The following is a 16,509-nucleotide window of genomic DNA, read 5'->3' as shown; positions in this document are numbered from 1 at the left end:
CGCCGTCATGCCCGGGCTTGTCCCGGGCATCCACGCCTTCCTTGCTTGGCGGCCCAAGACGTGGATGGCCGGGACATCCAGCGAAGTACTGGCTTCGCGCTGCCCGGCCATGACGAACTAGATACGGCAATCAAGAAATTAGAATTCAGGGAGAACTCTCATGTCTGACCGCCTGAAAGGCAAACGTGCCTTCGTCACCGCCGGCGCCGTCGGTATCGGCCGGGCCTGCGCACTGGCCTTTGCACGCGAAGGCGCAACGGTCATCGCCACCGATATCGACGACAAGGGCGTGGCGCTCTTGACCAAGGACGGCGTGGCGGAGACGGCGCGGCTCGACGTGCGCGATACGGCTGCCGTCGAAGCCATGGCGAAGAAGGTCGGCGATATCGACATCCTGCTCAACGCCGCCGGCTTCGTGCATCACGGCGCAGCACTGGAATGCTCCGATTCCGACTGGGATTTCTCGTTCGACCTCAACGTCAAATCGATGCACCGGACCATCCGTGCATTCCTGCCCGGCATGCTTGCGCGCGGCCATGGGTCGATCGTCAACATTTCTTCCGCCGCCGGTGTCTTCAAGGCAGCGCCGAACCGCTACGTCTATGGCGCAACCAAGGCCGCCGTCGCCGCCCTCACCCGGGCCGTGGCCGTCGACTACATCACCAAAGGCATTCGCTGCAACGCGATCTGCCCCGGCACGATCGAAACGCCATCGATGCTCGACCGCGCCGCGGCTGCAGGCCCGAATGGCCGCGAGCTATTCGTCAGCCGGCAGCCGATGGGCCGCCTCGGGACCGCCGAAGAAATCGCATCCCTCGCCGTCTATCTCGCCAGCGACGAGAGCGCCTTCACCACCGGCGTCGCGCATATCATCGACGGCGGATGGACGCTGTAACCGAGGACATTGCATCATGAACAAGATCGATCTGAACGGCCGCTACGCCGTGGTCACGGGCGGCGCCCAGGGCTTTGGCCGCGCGATCACTGAACGCTTCGTCGCTTCCGGTGCGAAGGTGGCAATCTGGGATCAGGACATTGACCTGGCCGTAAAAACGGCGAGCGAAATTGGCGATGACGTGATTGCCCTCAAAGTCGACGTCACCGACGTGGCTTCAATTGATGAAGCGCGCGAGGCGACGCTTCAAGAGTTCGGCAAGATCGATATCCTGGTCAACAATGCCGGCATCACCGGATTTAACAAGCCGGTGTGGGAGATCGATTACGACGACTGGCGCAAGGTGATGCGCATCAATCTCGACGGCCCGTTCCTGTGCTGCAAGGCTATCGTGCCAGTGATGCTGAAGCAGAATTACGGCCGCATCGTCAACATCGCCTCGATCGCCGGCAAGGAAGGCAATCCGAACGCCTCGCACTATTCGGCATCGAAGGCCGGTCTGATCGCGCTGACCAAGTCGCTCGGCAAGGAACTCGCCGGCCACGAGATCAACGTCAACGCCATCACGCCTGCTGCCGCGAAGACGGCGATCTTTGACCAGATGACGGAACAGCACATCAACTTCATGCTGTCGAAGATTCCGAAAGGACGTTTCGTGCTGGTACAGGAACTGGCCGCGATGGCCGCCTGGCTGGCCTCGGAAGACTGCGCCTTCTCGACTGGCGCTGTGTTCGATATCTCGGGCGGACGGGCGACCTACTAAGTCGCCCTTCCCGTCAGCCCTTGCCCTTGACGCGGAAGATCACGGGCACGGTGAAACTGAGGCCGTCGTCGGCAATCAATGGCGGCGGCGCCGGCAGCGGGTCGGAGCGGCGGACCATGGCGACCGCGGCCTCGTCGAATGCGGCGTCGCCGGAGCCTTTCACGACCCGCACGGCCAGGACCTTGCCGACGCGGTCGATCTCGAAATTCACAGTTACTTCGGCTGTCTTCTGCTGGCGCTCCTGCGGATAGCGCTTGTTCTTTTCGAGATAGGCGCTGAGCTGCTTCGACCAGATGGTTGACAGGCGTTTCTTGTCGGTGCCGATGCCGCCCTGCTGCGCCTGCGCTTTCTCGCCCGTCTTGGAATCATCAAGCTTCTGCTGCGCGGCAGCTTCCGACGCGACGGATTCCTGCGACGCCTGCTGCTGCTTCTGAGCTTTTTCAGGTGTCTCTTCTTCCGGCTTGGTCGCCTTGCTCTCGGTCACGACCTGATCGGGTTCTTCGCTCTCGTGCGGCGTCTCCTTGGGGAGATCACTCTGCTTTTCGACAGCCTTCTGCTCCTGAACGGCCGGAGATGCAGTCGAGGCTTCCGAATCCGGGCCCTGCGGAAGATCGGTGGGCTCGACATCGGGCGACACCATTTCCATCCCGACTTCAATGGCATTGGCGCCGAGGCCGTCGTCGTCCTCTTCCTGCTGCATCTCGAACACGGCCGCAGCGATGCCACCGACATGCAGCAGCACCGCGACAAGCGCCGCGATCAGCCACAGTCGCCAGGACGACTTTCCATCAAGCTCGGACATAGCGTTTCCGTAACGTCAGGGCTTCGGTGCATCGGGTGCAGCGGCCGGCACCGGCGATGCCGCAGCGGCATCCGGAACACCTTCCAGTGCAACAAGCTTGGTCTTTTGATAGCCACCGGCACGCAGCCGTTCCATCACATCGAAGAACTCGCCATAGGGCACGCCGCGATCGACGCGCAGGAAGATCGGACGATCCTTGTTGCCGTCGCCCATCGCATCGAGCTGACGCACCAGATCGACACGCTTGACCATGTTCTCGCCGATCGCGACCGCGAGATCCGGCTTGATGCTCACATAGGTCGGCTTGTCCGGCTTCTTCTGCGGCGTCACTGTGGAGGACGGCAGATTGATCGGCAGGTCCACCGTCGACAGCGGCGCGGCCACCATGAAGATGATCAGCAGAACCAGAATGACGTCGATGAAGGGCGTGACATTGATTTCGTGATTTTCACCGAAATCATCATCGTCGTCGGAGCTCTCGGAAAGCGACATACCCATGGTTATTCAGCCGCTGCGCGTGCGTGTGAACTCGAATGCGTGCGATCGAGATCGCGTGACAGCAGACGGCCGGCGGCCCCCTGCGCACGGCCGACGATTTCCATATAGGCCTTCGTCACGCGCGAGAAGTGATTGTAGATGATGACCGCCGGGATCGCCGCGACGAGGCCGATGGCGGTCGCCAGCAGTGCTTCGGCGATACCGGGCGCAACGACGGCGAGATTCGTGGTCTGCGATTTCGAGATGCCGATGAAACTGTTCATGATGCCCCAGACGGTGCCGAACAGTCCGACGAACGGCGACGTTGCGCCAATGGTCGCGAGGATGCCCATGCCGGTGCGCACCTTGCGGCCCTCAGCGCGCACGATTTCGGCGAAGCTCGACGCGGCGCGCTCCTTGATGCCTTCATCGCTGGAAATGCCGGCGGACATCCGCCCTTCCCGCATCGCCGCCGCCAACAGGCGCGACAGGATCGTCCCACGCTCGCCGAGCGCCATCTGCGCTTCGGACAGCGAACGCGCTTCACCGATCTTGCGGAGCGCGGCCTTGAGGCGACGCATGGCCCAGCTCAGCTCCATCATCTTGAAGATGCCGACCGTCCAGGTGACGAGCGATGCGAAAGCCAGACCCACCATCACCGCCTTGACGATGATGTCGGCACCCATGAACATTTTCCAGGGCGACAGATCGTGCTCACCGGTCGCGACCATCGGCCGGGGCGCGGCCTCTGCCACCGGGCTGGCAAGAGCTGTCGAAGCGGCCGGGCTCACCGCTGGGCTGCTCGGTTGAGCAGCTACCGGGGCCGGCGTCGCTACGGGAGCCGCCTGAGTAACTGCTGGCGCCACGGGCTTTGCAGCCTGCTGCGCAATGATTGGCGAAGCAAACGCGACCACTGCCAGCACAGCCAGCGACTTAAGAACAGTTCTAAACAAGCTTATACCTCGGCCCAGTAGCGGATGAGATTATGATAGATGCCCGTCAATTTGACCGTTTCTGGGTCGTCTCTTCCGAGACGTTCAACTAGGCTCTGAATCGCGCTGTCGAGATCGAAGATCATGCTGCGCGCATGAGCATCACGTATCATGCTCTGTAGCCAGAAAAAAGACGCTACGCGCATACCTGCCCTTAGAGGCGTTACAAGGTGCAAACTGGAAGCAGGATAAAGTACGAGGTGGCCGGCCGGCAGCTTCACCTCGTGTGAGCCGTAATTGTCTTCAATGACAAGCTCACCGCCCTCATATTCCTCGGGCTCGGAGAGGAACAAGGTCACCGACAGGTCGGTGCGGATACGCATGCCGGTGAGATGATCGCCGCGCACCGCATTGTCGACATGCACGCCAAAGTGATGTCCGTCCGATGCGACGTAACGATTGAACAGCGGCGGGAATATCTGCAGCGGGATCGCGGCAGACAAGAAACGCGGGTTTGATGTCAGTGCCGAGATGATGCGATTGCCGAGCGCGCGGGCCACATCGCTGTCCGGCGGCAGTTGCTCGTTCCGTTTGACCAGTGCCGATTGCGCGCCGGCCGTCGAACGACCGTCCTCCCAACCGGCCGCGTCCATGATGCGGCGGAACTCCGCCACATCACTTTTGCTCAGAACGTCAGGGATGCAGATCAGCATAACAACAGACGATCACAGTGACCCCATCAGAGTAAACCAGACGGACCGCCCCGGCGCGATGAACGTGAACGGCGTATTGCTGCGATAGAACGCGTCGTAATAGACCGTATCGAAGATATTATTGACCGATACTTTCGCCTTCAGGTGCTTGTCGAACCTGTACTCTGTGAAGGCGTCAAACCGCCAGTGCGACGGCAACACGTTTCCGTTAACCGCACCGAAGGTGCCGCCGTAGATCTGCGAAGCATAGGTTGCTTGCCCGCCAATCTCCCATGGCTCGGTGATCTGATACTTGGTCAGCAAGTTGAAGGATTCGTGCGCGATGTTGGCGAGTTGCGCGCCGACCTGCGTCGGATCGATTGACTTCAGCACTCTGGATTCCATGAACACGGCACCGGCGAACATGCTCCAGCGCGGGGTGATCTTGCCGCCCATGCCAAGATCGACGCCTCGCACGCGATATTGCGCACCGGCGATGATGTCATTTCCGCTTGTCTCGCGAGCATTGCTCTTGACGGTCTCGAACAGCGCCGCGGTGACCAACAGGTGGCGATCGAACAGCTCCCACTTGGTGCCCACCTCCGACGACCGGTTTTCTTCGGGAGCCAAGGCCTGGAAAGTTGTATTGTTGACCACAAGTCCGCCATACGCCGTGCCAGTCGCATCGAGTTCCGCACCGACCGGATTGGACGATGTGGCGAAGGCGCCGTACAGGCTGCCATACGGGACCGGCTTCAGGACAGCGCCAAGGTTATAGTTGACCATGCCGGTCTTCACGCCCGTACTTGAAGTTCGGTTAGAGCCGTTGATCTCATAGTCGTCGTAGCGGATGCCTCCGTTGAGGATCACCACGTCCTGGAAGTTCGCCGTATGAATGGCGTAAGCCGCCTTGGTGTCGACATTGATATTGGTCGGATTGTTGGCGCGCTGGGGCGCATTGTTGAACGGGAACAGGTTGGGCGGATTGGCGATCGGCACGATGAGTTGCGTGCCGGTCAAAATGCCGTTCAGCTCCGACGTCAGACCCGTATAGTTATCGCGCATGACGCTTTCCTGCGAAATCTCGACGCCCGTCACCAGCGTGTTCTTGATTCCGTAGGTGTCAAACTTGAAAGTCGCATCTGTGACGTTGGCCACCACATCCGTAACCTGGTAGCGGCTCTGCGCGGAGAGCGTCGCTGTGGTTGCCGTGGCATTGCTGGGCAGTGTTCCAACGTAGTCGAGGATCGAGCGCTCCAGTCGGGTCTTGTTGGTGAGCGTGATATCGGGCGTGATCTTCAATTCGCCGATCACTGTACCGAAATCCTGTCGGGCCTTCTGAAAGTCTCGGTTGACGAAGCCGTAATAGGTTTCCCGCGGCACGTTAATGTCGGTAACAGGCGCACGAGCCGTGCGGTTATAGGGCACGCCGAAATCCGGCAGGCCGCTAAGGTCTGTGTGAACGTAGTTTGCTGTGACCTTGAAGGCGTCCGTCGGCGTCCATTTCAGAGCACCGAATGCTCCCCAGCGATCGTCGGTCACGTAGTTCCGGCCGGCCACTTCGGCATCCTGATAAAGTCCGCCGCTACGCAGGCTCAGGGTCGGGCTGACGACCTGATTGACGTCAAAGGTAATGCGCTTGGTCTGATCGGTGCCATAGGTCGTTTCGACCTTCTGGAAATTGCGGTCACCGGCCTGTTTGGTCACGATATTGATGGCGCCACCTGCCGTGCCGCGACCAGCAAAGGACGACGCCGGGCCACGCAGAATCTCGACCTGCTCGGTGAAGAAATTCTCGCGAATGCTGATGGCGGGATCGCGCACACCGTCGATAAAGATGTCGTTTCGTGCATCGAAGCCGCGGATAAAGAAGCGATCACCGAAAGCGTTGCCGCCCTCGCCAGTACCGAGCGTGACACCAGCCGTGGTGCGCGCGACTTCCTTCAGGCTCGTCGCATTCTTGTCTTCGAGGATTTCCTTGGTCAGCACCGTGACCGTGCGCGGCGTGTCGATCAGCTTTTCGGAGAACTTGGTTCCAGCGAGCCGGTCGCCTTTATAGGGCGCTGCAGCGTCGGCATAGGGATTGGCGTCTGCCGCAAGACCACCCGCATCCGGGTAGGGCACCGGCGCCACTTGCACTGGCTGGGTCCGACGCGCCGCGCGCCGTAGTGCAGTTCGCGCGCGTATCTGATCGGGTGTGGGCCGCACCGCAGGACGCGGCCGCGCGACTGGTGCATCGACCGTTACCGGCGGGAGTACCGATTGCTGGGCTTCCGCACCGCCGAACGAGGCGACAGCGATCATCCCGGCGACGGCAGAGGTCTTGCGGGCGGAATGATTGCTATCGGGTCGGTCGTTAAGGGCTGTCGTGACGCTTGAACGCAACGATACTGGAATCTTCGCAAAACCCATAAAATCTGCCCCTGCCGTCCCTTACGCAGCTAATTCTGCGCCAATTCGACGCAGCGGTAGCTTGGCACGAGCCGGAGGGTCAACACATTCGGGCGAAATGAAGACAATCACACGCTTGAATACATCCAGATAAAAACGATTCTAAACTGATGTTAAAACCATTCTAATCTTGCGGTCCTCGGCTGTGGAGGCAGCGCCACAGACCCGCGGGAAAGCGGCCTGTCGTAACTCTTTCAATCCGAGCTCGGCGGCTTCATCAGCGAGAACATCTCGTCGACGGTCTGAAGCGCTGACTGCCTCACCCGATCCGTGTTCTCCATCCCGGCGATGTTGATGCCACGCACGACGGCTTTGATCTCGTCCCGATAGTCGGTCAGGAAGCGCAGCGGATCCGGCGAGTCATTCGCAACCCGCGCGATCAATCCGGTAATCAAAATCTGACAGGCGATCATCCGCCCATTCAACTCATCCATATCCCGCTCCGGATCGATTACATTTGCAAGCCGCGATGTCGGCTTCGACGAGCCTATGGCGGATACGACGCGCAGTTACAACACCAGGTGCTTCTCACTGCACCGATGGATTGTCCAAGACGCCGCATAAAATAGAGCGCAGTGTCCCCGCGGAACGATGCGAGAAATCAGGCGTCACTAACGGCGAACATGAAGATTTGGCAATGAAGCACACGTTCAAGCGGTCGTGTGTTTACAGCATTTGAGTCGAGACCTAGCTGATCAGGAGCCGCCCAAGCGGGCGTGCATTGGACGCGCATGTCCGCGTCAGTGGCTGCCAAGAGATTGATGAGATCACCATGACAACGCTTACGCGCTTTCGATGGACTGGGGTGATCGTTCTGGCGCTGCTTGCGGCCGGCGGAACTATCGCATGGCGCCATTACGAGACTACCGGAGCACAGCAGGCGAATGCCGACAAACCGCGGGGCCCTGCCCCTGTCCCGGTGAAGATTGCATCTGTCGAAAAAGCTGATTTCCCCGTTTATCTCGGCGGTTTGGGCACTGTGCAGGGCTTCAATACCGTTGTCGTGCGGACCCGTGTCGATGGTCAGATCGACACGATCGCTTTCACCGAAGGACAGATCGTCAAGGAAGGTGACCTGCTCGCGCAGATCGATCCGCGGCCGTTCCAGGCGGCACTCGATCAGGCCAAGGCCAAGAAGGCGCAGGACGAAGCCAATCTCGCCAATGCCAATCTGGATTTGCAGCGCTTCACCAAACTCGGCGAATTCGCGACACGGCAACAAACAGACACACAACGCTCTACCGTGCAGCAGCTGAATGCGCAGATCGCTGCCGATGATGCCGCGATCTCGAATGCGCAGACCCAGCTCGCTTACACCACTATCAAGGCGCCGATCTCCGGCCGCGTCGGCTTTCGTCAGGTCGACCAGGGCAACATCGTCAATGCCGCGACCCAGACCGGTATCGTCACGATCGCGCAGATCGAACCGATTGCGGTGATCTTCACTGCGCCTGAACAGAACCTGGTCGACATCAACCAGTCACTCATGGAACATCCGCTCAAGGTGATCGCATTGACGACTGACGGAAAGCGCGTGCTGTCGGAAGGCACGCTCGCGGTCATCAATAATCAGGTGGATACGACCAGCGGCACCATCCGGCTGAAGGCGGTATTCGACAACAAGGACCACGTGCTGTGGCCCGGCCTGTCGGTCTCGACGCGGCTACTGGTGACCACGCTGAAAGATTCGACCGTCATTCCCGACGATGCCGTTCAGCATGGCGCCGACGGGCTCTATGCCTTTGCGGTCGGCGCCGACAACAAGGCCGAGCTGAAGAAGATCAAGGTTGGCCCGTCCATGGACGGCCGCACCGTGGTCGAGAACGGGCTGAGCGCCGGCGAGCGTGTGATCGTCGCCGGGCAATATAAAGTGCAGCCGGGCGCGCTGGTGGCGACATCGGTCGCAACATCCGCAGCCACTCCGGCGAAAGGCGAATAGCCATGAACGGAGGAATTTCAGCACCGTTCATTCGCTTTCCCATTGCGACCTCATTGCTGATGGCCGGCATCCTGTTCGTCGGCCTGGTCTCCTACCCCCTGCTTCCCGTCGCGCCTTTGCCGCAGGTCGACTTCCCGACCATCCAGGTGGCCGCCACCCTGCCCGGCGCCAGTCCTGAGACCATGGCTTCCTCGGTGGCACAACCGCTGGAACGACAGCTCGCGCAGATCCCCGGCGTCGCGCAGATGACGTCGACGAGTTCGCTCGGCACAACCGCGGTCACGATCCAGTTCGATCTCAACCGTTCGATCGACGGCGCCGCCAACGACGTGCAAGCCGCGATCAATGCCGCCGGCGGACAACTGCCGAAGACACTTCCGAGCCCACCCACCTATCGCAAGGTCAACCCGGCGGACTCGCCGATCATGCTGCTGTCGGCGACATCGGACACGCTGCCCATTACAACGGTCAGCGACAGTGTCGATGCGCAACTGGCGCAGCAGATCAGCCAGATCTCCGGTGTCGCCCAGGTTACGATCGGCGGCCAGCAAAAACCGGCGATCCGCATCCAGATCGATCCCGCCAAGCTGGTGGCCAAGGGGCTGCAGCTCGAAGACATCCGCAGCCAGATCGCGATCACCACTGTCGACAGCCCGAAAGGCAATATCGACGGCGCGACCCGCAGCTACACGATCTACGCCAACGACCAGTTGCCGGAATCGAAAGACTGGAACGATGTCATCATCGCCTTTCGCAATGGCGGCCCGCTGCGGGTCAGGGATATCGGCCAGGCGGTGACCGGTCCTGAAGACGCCAAGCAGGCGGCCTGGGCCAATGGCAAGCCCGGCGTGTTTCTGGTGATTTTCAAGCAACCCGGCGCCAACGTCATCGACACCGTCGACAAGATCAAGGCCGAGCTGCCGCGTCTGGTCGCCGCGATCCCGCCGACCGTGAAGATCGAGGTCCTCAGCGATCGGACGCAGACCATCCGCGCCGCCGTGCAGGATGTGCAGTTCACGCTGCTGCTGACCATCGGGCTTGTCGTGATGGTAATCTTCATCTTCCTGCGCAGTGTCTGGGCGACGGTGATTCCCAGCGTCACCGTGCCGCTGGCGCTGCTCGGCGCCTGCGCGCTGATGTGGGTGTTCGGTTATACACTCGACAACCTGTCGCTGATGGCGCTGACCATCTCGGTCGGCTTTGTGGTCGACGACGCCATCGTGATGCTGGAAAACATCACACGCTATATCGAGGAAGGCGAGACACCGATGGCCGCTGCGCTGAAAGGCGCCGGTGAGATCGGCTTCACCATCGTCTCGATATCAGTCTCGCTGGTCGCGGTGCTCATCCCGCTGCTGCTGATGGGTGGCATCATCGGCCGCCTGTTCCGCGAATTCGCCGTCACGCTGACCATGACGATCTTCGTCTCGCTGGTCGTGTCGCTGACCCTGACCCCGATGATGGCCTCGCGCTTCCTGCGCGAAGAGAAGCACGCCAAACATGGCCGGCTCTATCAGCTCAGCGAGAATGCCTTCGATGCTCTGCTGCGCGCCTATGAGCGCGGCCTCGACCTGGTGCTGCGCTGGCGGCTGACCACGCTGATGGTGTTCTTCGCTACGCTCGTCCTGTCGGTCTATCTGTTCATGATCATCCCGAAAGGCTTCTTCCCGCAGCAGGACACCGGCCTGATCACGGCCTCCTCCGAGGCATCGCAGGATATTTCCTTCGCCGACATGAAGATCCATCAGGAAGAACTCGGCAAGATCGTGCAGGCCGATCCCGACGTCGCCAGCGTGGCCATGTCGATCGGCGGCAGCGGCGGCGCGCTTAATACCGGGCGCATGTTCATCACACTGAAACCGCGTGACGAACGCTCGGCCAGCGCGCAACAGATCATTACGCGCTTGCGTCCAAAACTGGAAAAGGTTCAGGGCGCACGACTGTTCATGCAGGCCGCGCAGGATATCCGTCTCGGCGGCCGCGCCACCCGCACCCAGTTCGAATACACGCTGCAGGACGCTAATCTGTCCGAGCTGAACGAATGGGCCCCGAAGATTCTGGCCAAGATGCAGACGCTGCCGGGTCTGCGCGACGTCGCCACCGACCAGCAGACCAAGGGCACGACGCTGACGCTAACCATCGATCGCGACAACGCCTCGCGCTTCGGCATTCAGCCGCAACTGATCGACGATACTCTGTATGACTCGTTCGGCCAGCGTCAGGTCGCGCAGTATTTCACCCAACTCAACAGCTACCACGTCATTCTAGAAATCCTGCCTGAGCTGCAAGGAAAACTGGATTCGCTCGACAAGATCTACATCAAGTCACCGACGACCGGCGACATGGTGCCTTTGTCGGCCTTTGCCAAATGGACCACGGTGCCAGTGCGGCCGCTGTCGATCAGCCATCAAGGCCAATTCCCGGCGATCACCATCAGCTTCAACCTGGCGCAGGGTGTCGCTCTTGGTCAGGCCACGGATGCCGTTCAAAGCGCAATGCAGGAAATGGGCGCGCCATCGACTCTGCGTGGCACCTTCCAGGGTACGGCGCAGGCGTTCCAGCAATCGCTGGCAACGGTACCGCTGCTGATCCTCGCGGCACTGGTGGTGGTCTATCTGATCCTCGGCATTCTCTATGAGAGCTACATCCACCCTCTGACGATCCTGTCCACCCTGCCCTCTGCCGGCGTCGGCGCGCTGGCGATCCTGATGGCGTTCGGTTTCGATTTCAGTCTGATCGCGCTGATCGGCATCGTGCTGCTGATCGGCATCGTCAAGAAGAACGGCATCATGCTGGTGGACTTCGCAATTGCTGCCGAGCGCGACGAACATCTCGAGCCGGAGGAAGCCATCCGCAAGGCCGCTATCCTGCGTTTCCGCCCGATCATGATGACGACCATGGCGGCGCTGCTCGGTGGCGTGCCGTTGATGCTTGGCACTGGCACCGGTTCAGAAATCCGCCAACCGCTCGGCTATGCGATGGTCGGCGGCCTCATCGTCAGCCAGGCTCTGACGCTGTTCACCACGCCAGTGGTCTATGTCTATCTCGACAAGCTCTCGAACATCATGTCGGGCTGGGGACGATCAAAGCGCGGCGACGCTAACCGGTCGGATAAGCAGATGCTGGCGAAACAGGCCGCCGAATAGCGCAACGGAGCTTTACGCGGCCTCTTCGATCTTCGTTCCGACATAGACGGTATTGGAGACTTCCTCGTCGGCGTTCAGATTGTCGAAGGCCACGACATGCGCGCTCACCGCACCGAACACACTTTCCATCACTGCTGCGAAGGCAGCGTCCGGCGGGTCGTTCGACCACAGCGCAAACACGCCGCCCGGCTTGAGATGCTCCGATAGACGCTGCAGTCCGGCCGCCGTATAGAGCACGGCATGGCTTGGATGCAGAAGATTGTCCGGCGCGTGGTCGATATCGACCAGTATCGCATCGAAGCGACGACCGGATGCATCGGGATCGAGGTGACCACCCGCCGAGGTCGCCATCTTGAAGAAATCGCCATGGACCAGACGGCAGCGCCCGTCCGCCGACAATTCGCGGCCGATCGGGATCAGGCCGGCCTGGTGCCATTCGATCACTTCGGGCAGTGCATCAATGACGACCAGCGACCCCACCCTCTCATGTGCGAGAACCGCCTGCGCCGTGTAGCCCAGACCGAGACCGCCAACGACAACATCCAGCCCGCTACCGGTTAGCGACGCCAGGCCGATATCCGCCAGCGCGATCTCGGCAGCCGTGAATGCGCTCGACATCAGAAATTCGTCGCCGAGCTTGATCTCGAAGATATCGGTATCGGTCCCCGGCTTCCGCCTACGTCGCAGGGTCAGGACACCCATCGGCGTCGGGCGATAATCCAGTTCTTCGAACATCATGCTCATATCCAACCATGCACACGGTGCGTGCAATGCGGCAACAACGAAATACCCCAAGTGTGCAAATCTGGACAGACACCTCCCGCCAAACAGCTAAACACCTAGCGTCGTCGATGATTCGTTGCGCCGCGGTTGCGTGTTGCGTGGAGTGTGACTGCAGGCTCACTCCAGCGCGCGGGGGCGCCGCCGTGAAACGCATTCTGCGTCGTCGACGACGACCCGCTCGTGTCCATGTCCATCAGGCTGACACTGGAATGCGAGGACTTCGAAACCGTCTCGGCGATGGTGGCGAGAGCGGTCTATTGGTGCTGGATACCGGCTGCGATGTGACGATCGCCGATATCATCATGCCGCATGATCAGGCGTCAGCCATATCGCCGTGATCGCTCTTCGCCGGCGACTTCTTCTTGTTACCCCTGGTGTTCAGGAAGCGAATGTCGATCTGCGCACCATTCACCTTGACCAGCTCGCAGCGGCGATAGGCAAGACCGGTCGATGAGAGCAGCAGGAAGAACTCCTTCAGATTAAGGCCCTCGATGGAGCTCTCCAGGATCAGCTCGGCATCATGACTCGACACAGCCTTCAGCACGCAACTGCGCCGCCACGTGCCGTCGATAGCCATGATCCAGACATTGTAGCCGCGCCCGAAAGTGACGCGCCCGTTTGTTACAGCTTCTTCTGCCATGACCGCTCCTACGCACGCATACTGCCGGAAGATGTCTTCAGTCCGGCACCCATGCCGGGCACGATCGATGGCGACGCCTGCACACCCACCGGCAGATAGACGCCGCGGCGATTGGGACAAACCTGATAGCGGTCGGTGAGCCCGATCACCGTCTCGGCTGCCCCCAGGAACAGATAGCCGTCAGCCTCGCTGGCTTTTGCAAGCCTGTCGAAGATGTCGGTCTTGGTCGCCTGATCGAAATAGATCAGCACGTTGCGGCAGAAGATGACGTCGAACTTGCCGAGATGCGCGTAGTCCTGCAGCAGGTTGAACTGCTTGAACTGAACCATCGCACGGATGTCGGCATTGAGCTGCCACGTCGTGCCGGTCTGCTTGAAGTATTTCACCAATAGCTGGATCGGCAGGCCGCGCTGTACCTCGAACTGGGTGTAGACGCCGGTGCGCGATTTTTCGAGCACTTCGGGCGACAGATCCGTGGCCACGATCTCGACGCGCCACCCCGTCAACGCGGCGCCGAATTCCTTCATGATCATGGCGAGCGAATACGGCTCCTGCCCGGTCGAGCCGGCGGCGCACCAGATCCGCAGGCTGCGCTTGCCAGCGCGCGCCTTGATCAGGTCGGGGATGACCGTGTTCTGAAAATGCTCGAATGGGGTCTTGTCGCGAAAGAAGAAGGTCTCGTTGGTGGTCATGGCTTCGACCACATCCGAGATCATCGGCTCGGAGCCGGCTTTCATCTTCTGAACGAGTTCGCTGATCTCGGCGACACCGGCCTTACGCGCCAGCGGCATCAATCTGCTTTCGAGCAGGTACTTCTTGTCGGCCGATAACACCAGTCCGGAACGATCCTTCAGGATCTTCTGCAGATACTCATAATCGATAGGGGTCATGGTCTCTTTCTAAGACGCAACGCCGGTCCAAATAACTTGCAGCGACGACGGTATTCCGCTGCGTGCAAAAAGCACGTGTTACACGATTACAGTAAATGACTAAAAGATCGCCAAGACGCCGCAGATCGTTGCGTGAGATTTGCTACGCCGGGCACAAAGTTGAGAAGCGTGGCAACATAATCGCCACCGCGCGGTAGCCTGCAACCTGCGCAAAAGGATAGTTCAGCAAGCGAATGTCGGGAGGCGGCGCAACTAACAATGAAAAAAGCCGGCGCTTTCGCGCCGGCTTCAATGTCTCGATATCTCGTCGCGTCAGGCTGCGCGCACGGCGTTGAGGAACTTGCTGACCTCGACCTTCAGACGCGTGCTGTCCGAGGACAGCGACTGCGCGGCCGAAAGTACCTGCGTGGAGGCCGAGCCGGTCTCGCTGGCGCCACGCTGCACGTCGGTGATGTTCGACGAGACTTGCATGGTGCCCTGCGCTGCCTGCTGCACATTGCGGGAGATTTCCTGGGTCGCAGCGCCCTGCTCTTCCACCGCCGACGCAATCGTCGAAGCAATCTCGGACATCCGGCCGATGGTGTCTCCGATCTCCTTGATCGCACCAACCGATTCCTGCGTCGCCGCCTGGATGCCGGAGATCTGCGTCGAGATCTCACCGGTGGCTTTTGCCGTCTGCTCGGCCAGCGCCTTCACTTCCGATGCAACCACCGCGAAGCCGCGGCCGGCTTCACCGGCGCGCGCTGCTTCGATAGTTGCGTTGAGCGCCAGAAGGTTGGTCTGGCCGGCGATATTGTTGATCAGCTCTACGACGTCTCCGATGCGAGCGGCCGCACTGGCAAGCGCGCTGACGCGATCGTTGGTCAGGCGAGCCTGATCGACGGCCTGATTGGCGATGCTGGCGGATTCCTGCACCTGACGGCTGATTTCGTTCACCGACGAGGCCATCTCCTCAGTCGCCGAAGCAACCGACTGCACATTGGTCGAGGCTTCCTCCGAAGCGGCTGCCACGGTCGTTGTCAGTTCCTGCGAACGTTCGGCGGTCGCGGTCAGCGTGCTGGCAGAGGCTTCCAGTTCGGTCGAAGCCGACGATACCGTCTCGACAATCTCGCCGATCATGGATTCGAATTCACGGGTGATGTTATCGACGCGGCGACCGCGCTCGATCTTGGCTTCCGCATCTGCCGCTGCGGCTTCATCGGCCGCGCGCTTATCGATCAGCGCCTGCTTGAAGATCTGCAACGCGTCTCCCATGGTACCGATTTCTGTCTTCATGCCCTGATGCGGCACGATGGCGGTGAGATCGCCCTGGCCCAATGCCTGCATCGGCTTGACGATCGATGCGATGCCGCTGGAGACGTCCCGCACGAGATAGATACCAATGCCGATACCGAGCACGGCCGAGACCACGAGGATCGCGACAACCATCATGAAAGCGGCATCGTAATTGGCGAGTGCGTCCGCACCGGCAGCGTCGGAGCCCTTGAGATTGAGCTCGATGTCCTTGTTGAGAAGCTCGTCGGCTTTCAACCCAATCGGATTCACGGTCTTCGTGTTCAACGCATTGGCTTCCTGCGGCATCTTGCCTGCGCTCTTGCGCGACAGATCCATCACCTCAAGCGTGCCCTTCTTGTAGGCGTCCCAGGCCTTGCCCCACTCCGCGTAGAGAGCGCGTTCTTCCGGCGAGGTGATCAGCTTCTCATATTTTGCGCGGATGGTCGCATTGCTCGTAACTACCGTGTCCAGGGTCTTTTCGTTCGCCAGCTTCTCTTCCAGAGTCTCGGACAGCATGTGCTGACGGATCACATTGCGATAGGTGATGACGCCGGAGCGCAAATCACCGAGCAGGCGAACGCTCGGCAGCCAGCTGGTCTGGATATCCACCGTATTGGCGTTGATCGCCTGCATCTTGCGAACCGCGATCAGGCCGAGACCCGTCATCGCCAGCAGCAGAAATGAAAGAACAATGGTGATCTTGGCGCGAATAGACAGGGTGGCGAGCATGACGAAGGGTCCCTCGGTTTTCGACCGTTGGTCCGCAATGTGCGGGGTGTCGTGGAAATGAAGCAGTCAGCAGAAGTGCAATGGCAGAACGGCGA

General features: G+C 60.5%; 15 protein-coding genes. 5 read left to right on the top strand and 10 right to left on the bottom strand.

All coding sequences use genetic code 11. From position 1 onward, the window contains the following. Positions 1–160 precede the first annotated feature (160 nt). Together AB8A27_RS08075 and AB8A27_RS08070 are read left to right on the top strand one after the other, a co-directional pair. Positions 161–895, top strand: a complete 735-nt coding sequence (locus tag AB8A27_RS08075) for an SDR family oxidoreductase (RefSeq protein ID WP_441241471.1) — start codon at positions 161–163, stop codon at positions 893–895. Positions 896–911: 16 nt separating this feature from the next. Next, positions 912–1,658 carry an SDR family NAD(P)-dependent oxidoreductase gene (locus AB8A27_RS08070; protein ID WP_441241470.1) on the top strand — a complete coding sequence of 249 codons (747 nt, stop codon included), beginning with the start codon at positions 912–914 and terminating at the stop codon, positions 1,656–1,658. A gap of 13 nt (positions 1,659–1,671) precedes the next feature. On the opposite strand, the gene AB8A27_RS08065 is transcribed toward AB8A27_RS08070, so the two are convergent. From AB8A27_RS08065 to AB8A27_RS08040, 6 genes are all read right to left on the bottom strand, one after another. Then, positions 1,672–2,460, bottom strand: a complete 789-nt coding sequence (locus AB8A27_RS08065; protein ID WP_092151330.1) for an energy transducer TonB family protein — start codon at positions 2,458–2,460, stop codon at positions 1,672–1,674. 15 nt (positions 2,461–2,475) lie between these two features. Next, positions 2,476–2,958: a TonB system transport protein ExbD gene (exbD, locus tag AB8A27_RS08060; RefSeq protein WP_441241469.1), complete on the bottom strand. Its 483-nt coding sequence runs from the start codon at positions 2,956–2,958 to the stop codon at positions 2,476–2,478. Between the two features lie 2 nt (positions 2,959–2,960). Further along, positions 2,961–3,890, bottom strand: a complete 930-nt coding sequence (gene exbB, locus AB8A27_RS08055; RefSeq protein ID WP_441241468.1) for a tonB-system energizer ExbB — start codon at positions 3,888–3,890, stop codon at positions 2,961–2,963. Positions 3,891–3,892: 2 nt separating this feature from the next. Further along, a complete protein-coding gene (locus AB8A27_RS08050) occupies positions 3,893–4,582 on the bottom strand; it encodes a Fe2+-dependent dioxygenase (RefSeq protein WP_441241467.1) in 690 nt (229 codons plus the stop codon). Positions 4,583–4,594: 12 nt separating this feature from the next. Further along, a complete protein-coding gene (locus AB8A27_RS08045) occupies positions 4,595–6,973 on the bottom strand; it encodes a TonB-dependent receptor (RefSeq protein ID WP_441241466.1) in 2,379 nt (792 codons plus the stop codon). 233 nt (positions 6,974–7,206) lie between these two features. Beyond that, positions 7,207–7,446 carry a hypothetical protein gene (locus AB8A27_RS08040; RefSeq protein ID WP_092151341.1) on the bottom strand — a complete coding sequence of 80 codons (240 nt, stop codon included), beginning with the start codon at positions 7,444–7,446 and terminating at the stop codon, positions 7,207–7,209. Between the two features lie 338 nt (positions 7,447–7,784). On the opposite strand from AB8A27_RS08040, the gene AB8A27_RS08035 reads away from it, so the two are divergent. Beyond that, positions 7,785–8,951, top strand: a complete 1,167-nt coding sequence (locus AB8A27_RS08035; protein WP_441241465.1) for an efflux RND transporter periplasmic adaptor subunit — start codon at positions 7,785–7,787, stop codon at positions 8,949–8,951. A 2-nt stretch (positions 8,952–8,953) separates the two neighbouring features. After that, the gene (locus tag AB8A27_RS08030) at positions 8,954–12,097 is read left to right on the top strand and encodes a multidrug efflux RND transporter permease subunit (RefSeq protein ID WP_441241464.1); all 3,144 of its coding nucleotides are present in this window, start codon (positions 8,954–8,956) and stop codon (positions 12,095–12,097) included. Between the two features lie 12 nt (positions 12,098–12,109). On the opposite strand, the gene AB8A27_RS08025 is transcribed toward AB8A27_RS08030, so the two are convergent. Further along, a complete protein-coding gene (locus AB8A27_RS08025; protein ID WP_441241463.1) occupies positions 12,110–12,835 on the bottom strand; it encodes a spermidine synthase in 726 nt (241 codons plus the stop codon). Between the two features lie 254 nt (positions 12,836–13,089). On the opposite strand from AB8A27_RS08025, the gene AB8A27_RS08020 reads away from it, so the two are divergent. Then, positions 13,090–13,218 (top strand): hypothetical protein, encoded by a 129-nt coding sequence (locus AB8A27_RS08020; protein ID WP_441241462.1) that lies wholly within the window; start codon positions 13,090–13,092, stop codon positions 13,216–13,218. Here AB8A27_RS08020 and AB8A27_RS08015 read toward each other — a convergent pair. The 3 genes from AB8A27_RS08015 to AB8A27_RS08005 all read right to left on the bottom strand — a co-directional run bounded on the left by AB8A27_RS08015 (position 13,194) and on the right by AB8A27_RS08005 (position 16,414). Next, complete coding sequence (locus AB8A27_RS08015) at positions 13,194–13,520, bottom strand: PilZ domain-containing protein (protein WP_441241461.1); 327 nt, start codon at positions 13,518–13,520, stop codon at positions 13,194–13,196. The genes AB8A27_RS08020 and AB8A27_RS08015 overlap by 25 nt on opposite strands. 8 nt (positions 13,521–13,528) lie before the next feature. Next, entirely contained in the window at positions 13,529–14,410 is an 882-nt protein-coding gene (locus AB8A27_RS08010) for a CheR family methyltransferase (protein WP_441241460.1), read from the bottom strand. 312 nt (positions 14,411–14,722) lie between these two features. After that, positions 14,723–16,414, bottom strand: a complete 1,692-nt coding sequence (locus AB8A27_RS08005) for a methyl-accepting chemotaxis protein (protein WP_441241459.1) — start codon at positions 16,412–16,414, stop codon at positions 14,723–14,725. Between the last annotated feature and the right edge of the window lie 95 nt (positions 16,415–16,509).

The organism is Tardiphaga sp. 768_D3_N2_1, from assembly GCF_052076105.1.
Lineage (GTDB): Bacteria > Pseudomonadota > Alphaproteobacteria > Rhizobiales > Xanthobacteraceae > Tardiphaga.
This window is presented reverse-complemented; position numbering and strand designations above follow the sequence as displayed.

Coding starts and splice junctions, on each gene's coding strand:
- AB8A27_RS08075 (WP_441241471.1), top strand. CDS start 161: ATGTCTGACCGCCTGAAAGGCAAACGTGCCTTCGTCACCGCCGGCGCC.
- AB8A27_RS08070 (WP_441241470.1), top strand. CDS start 912: ATGAACAAGATCGATCTGAACGGCCGCTACGCCGTGGTCACGGGCGGC.
- AB8A27_RS08065 (WP_092151330.1), bottom strand. CDS start 2,460: ATGTCCGAGCTTGATGGAAAGTCGTCCTGGCGACTGTGGCTGATCGCG.
- exbD (WP_441241469.1), bottom strand. CDS start 2,958: ATGGGTATGTCGCTTTCCGAGAGCTCCGACGACGATGATGATTTCGGT.
- AB8A27_RS08050 (WP_441241467.1), bottom strand. CDS start 4,582: ATGCTGATCTGCATCCCTGACGTTCTGAGCAAAAGTGATGTGGCGGAG.
- AB8A27_RS08045 (WP_441241466.1), bottom strand. CDS start 6,973: ATGGGTTTTGCGAAGATTCCAGTATCGTTGCGTTCAAGCGTCACGACA.
- AB8A27_RS08040 (WP_092151341.1), bottom strand. CDS start 7,446: ATGGATGAGTTGAATGGGCGGATGATCGCCTGTCAGATTTTGATTACC.
- AB8A27_RS08035 (WP_441241465.1), top strand. CDS start 7,785: ATGACAACGCTTACGCGCTTTCGATGGACTGGGGTGATCGTTCTGGCG.
- AB8A27_RS08030 (WP_441241464.1), top strand. CDS start 8,954: ATGAACGGAGGAATTTCAGCACCGTTCATTCGCTTTCCCATTGCGACC.
- AB8A27_RS08025 (WP_441241463.1), bottom strand. CDS start 12,835: ATGATGTTCGAAGAACTGGATTATCGCCCGACGCCGATGGGTGTCCTG.
- AB8A27_RS08020 (WP_441241462.1), top strand. CDS start 13,090: ATGCGAGGACTTCGAAACCGTCTCGGCGATGGTGGCGAGAGCGGTCTA.
- AB8A27_RS08015 (WP_441241461.1), bottom strand. CDS start 13,520: ATGGCAGAAGAAGCTGTAACAAACGGGCGCGTCACTTTCGGGCGCGGC.
- AB8A27_RS08010 (WP_441241460.1), bottom strand. CDS start 14,410: ATGACCCCTATCGATTATGAGTATCTGCAGAAGATCCTGAAGGATCGT.
- AB8A27_RS08005 (WP_441241459.1), bottom strand. CDS start 16,414: ATGCTCGCCACCCTGTCTATTCGCGCCAAGATCACCATTGTTCTTTCA.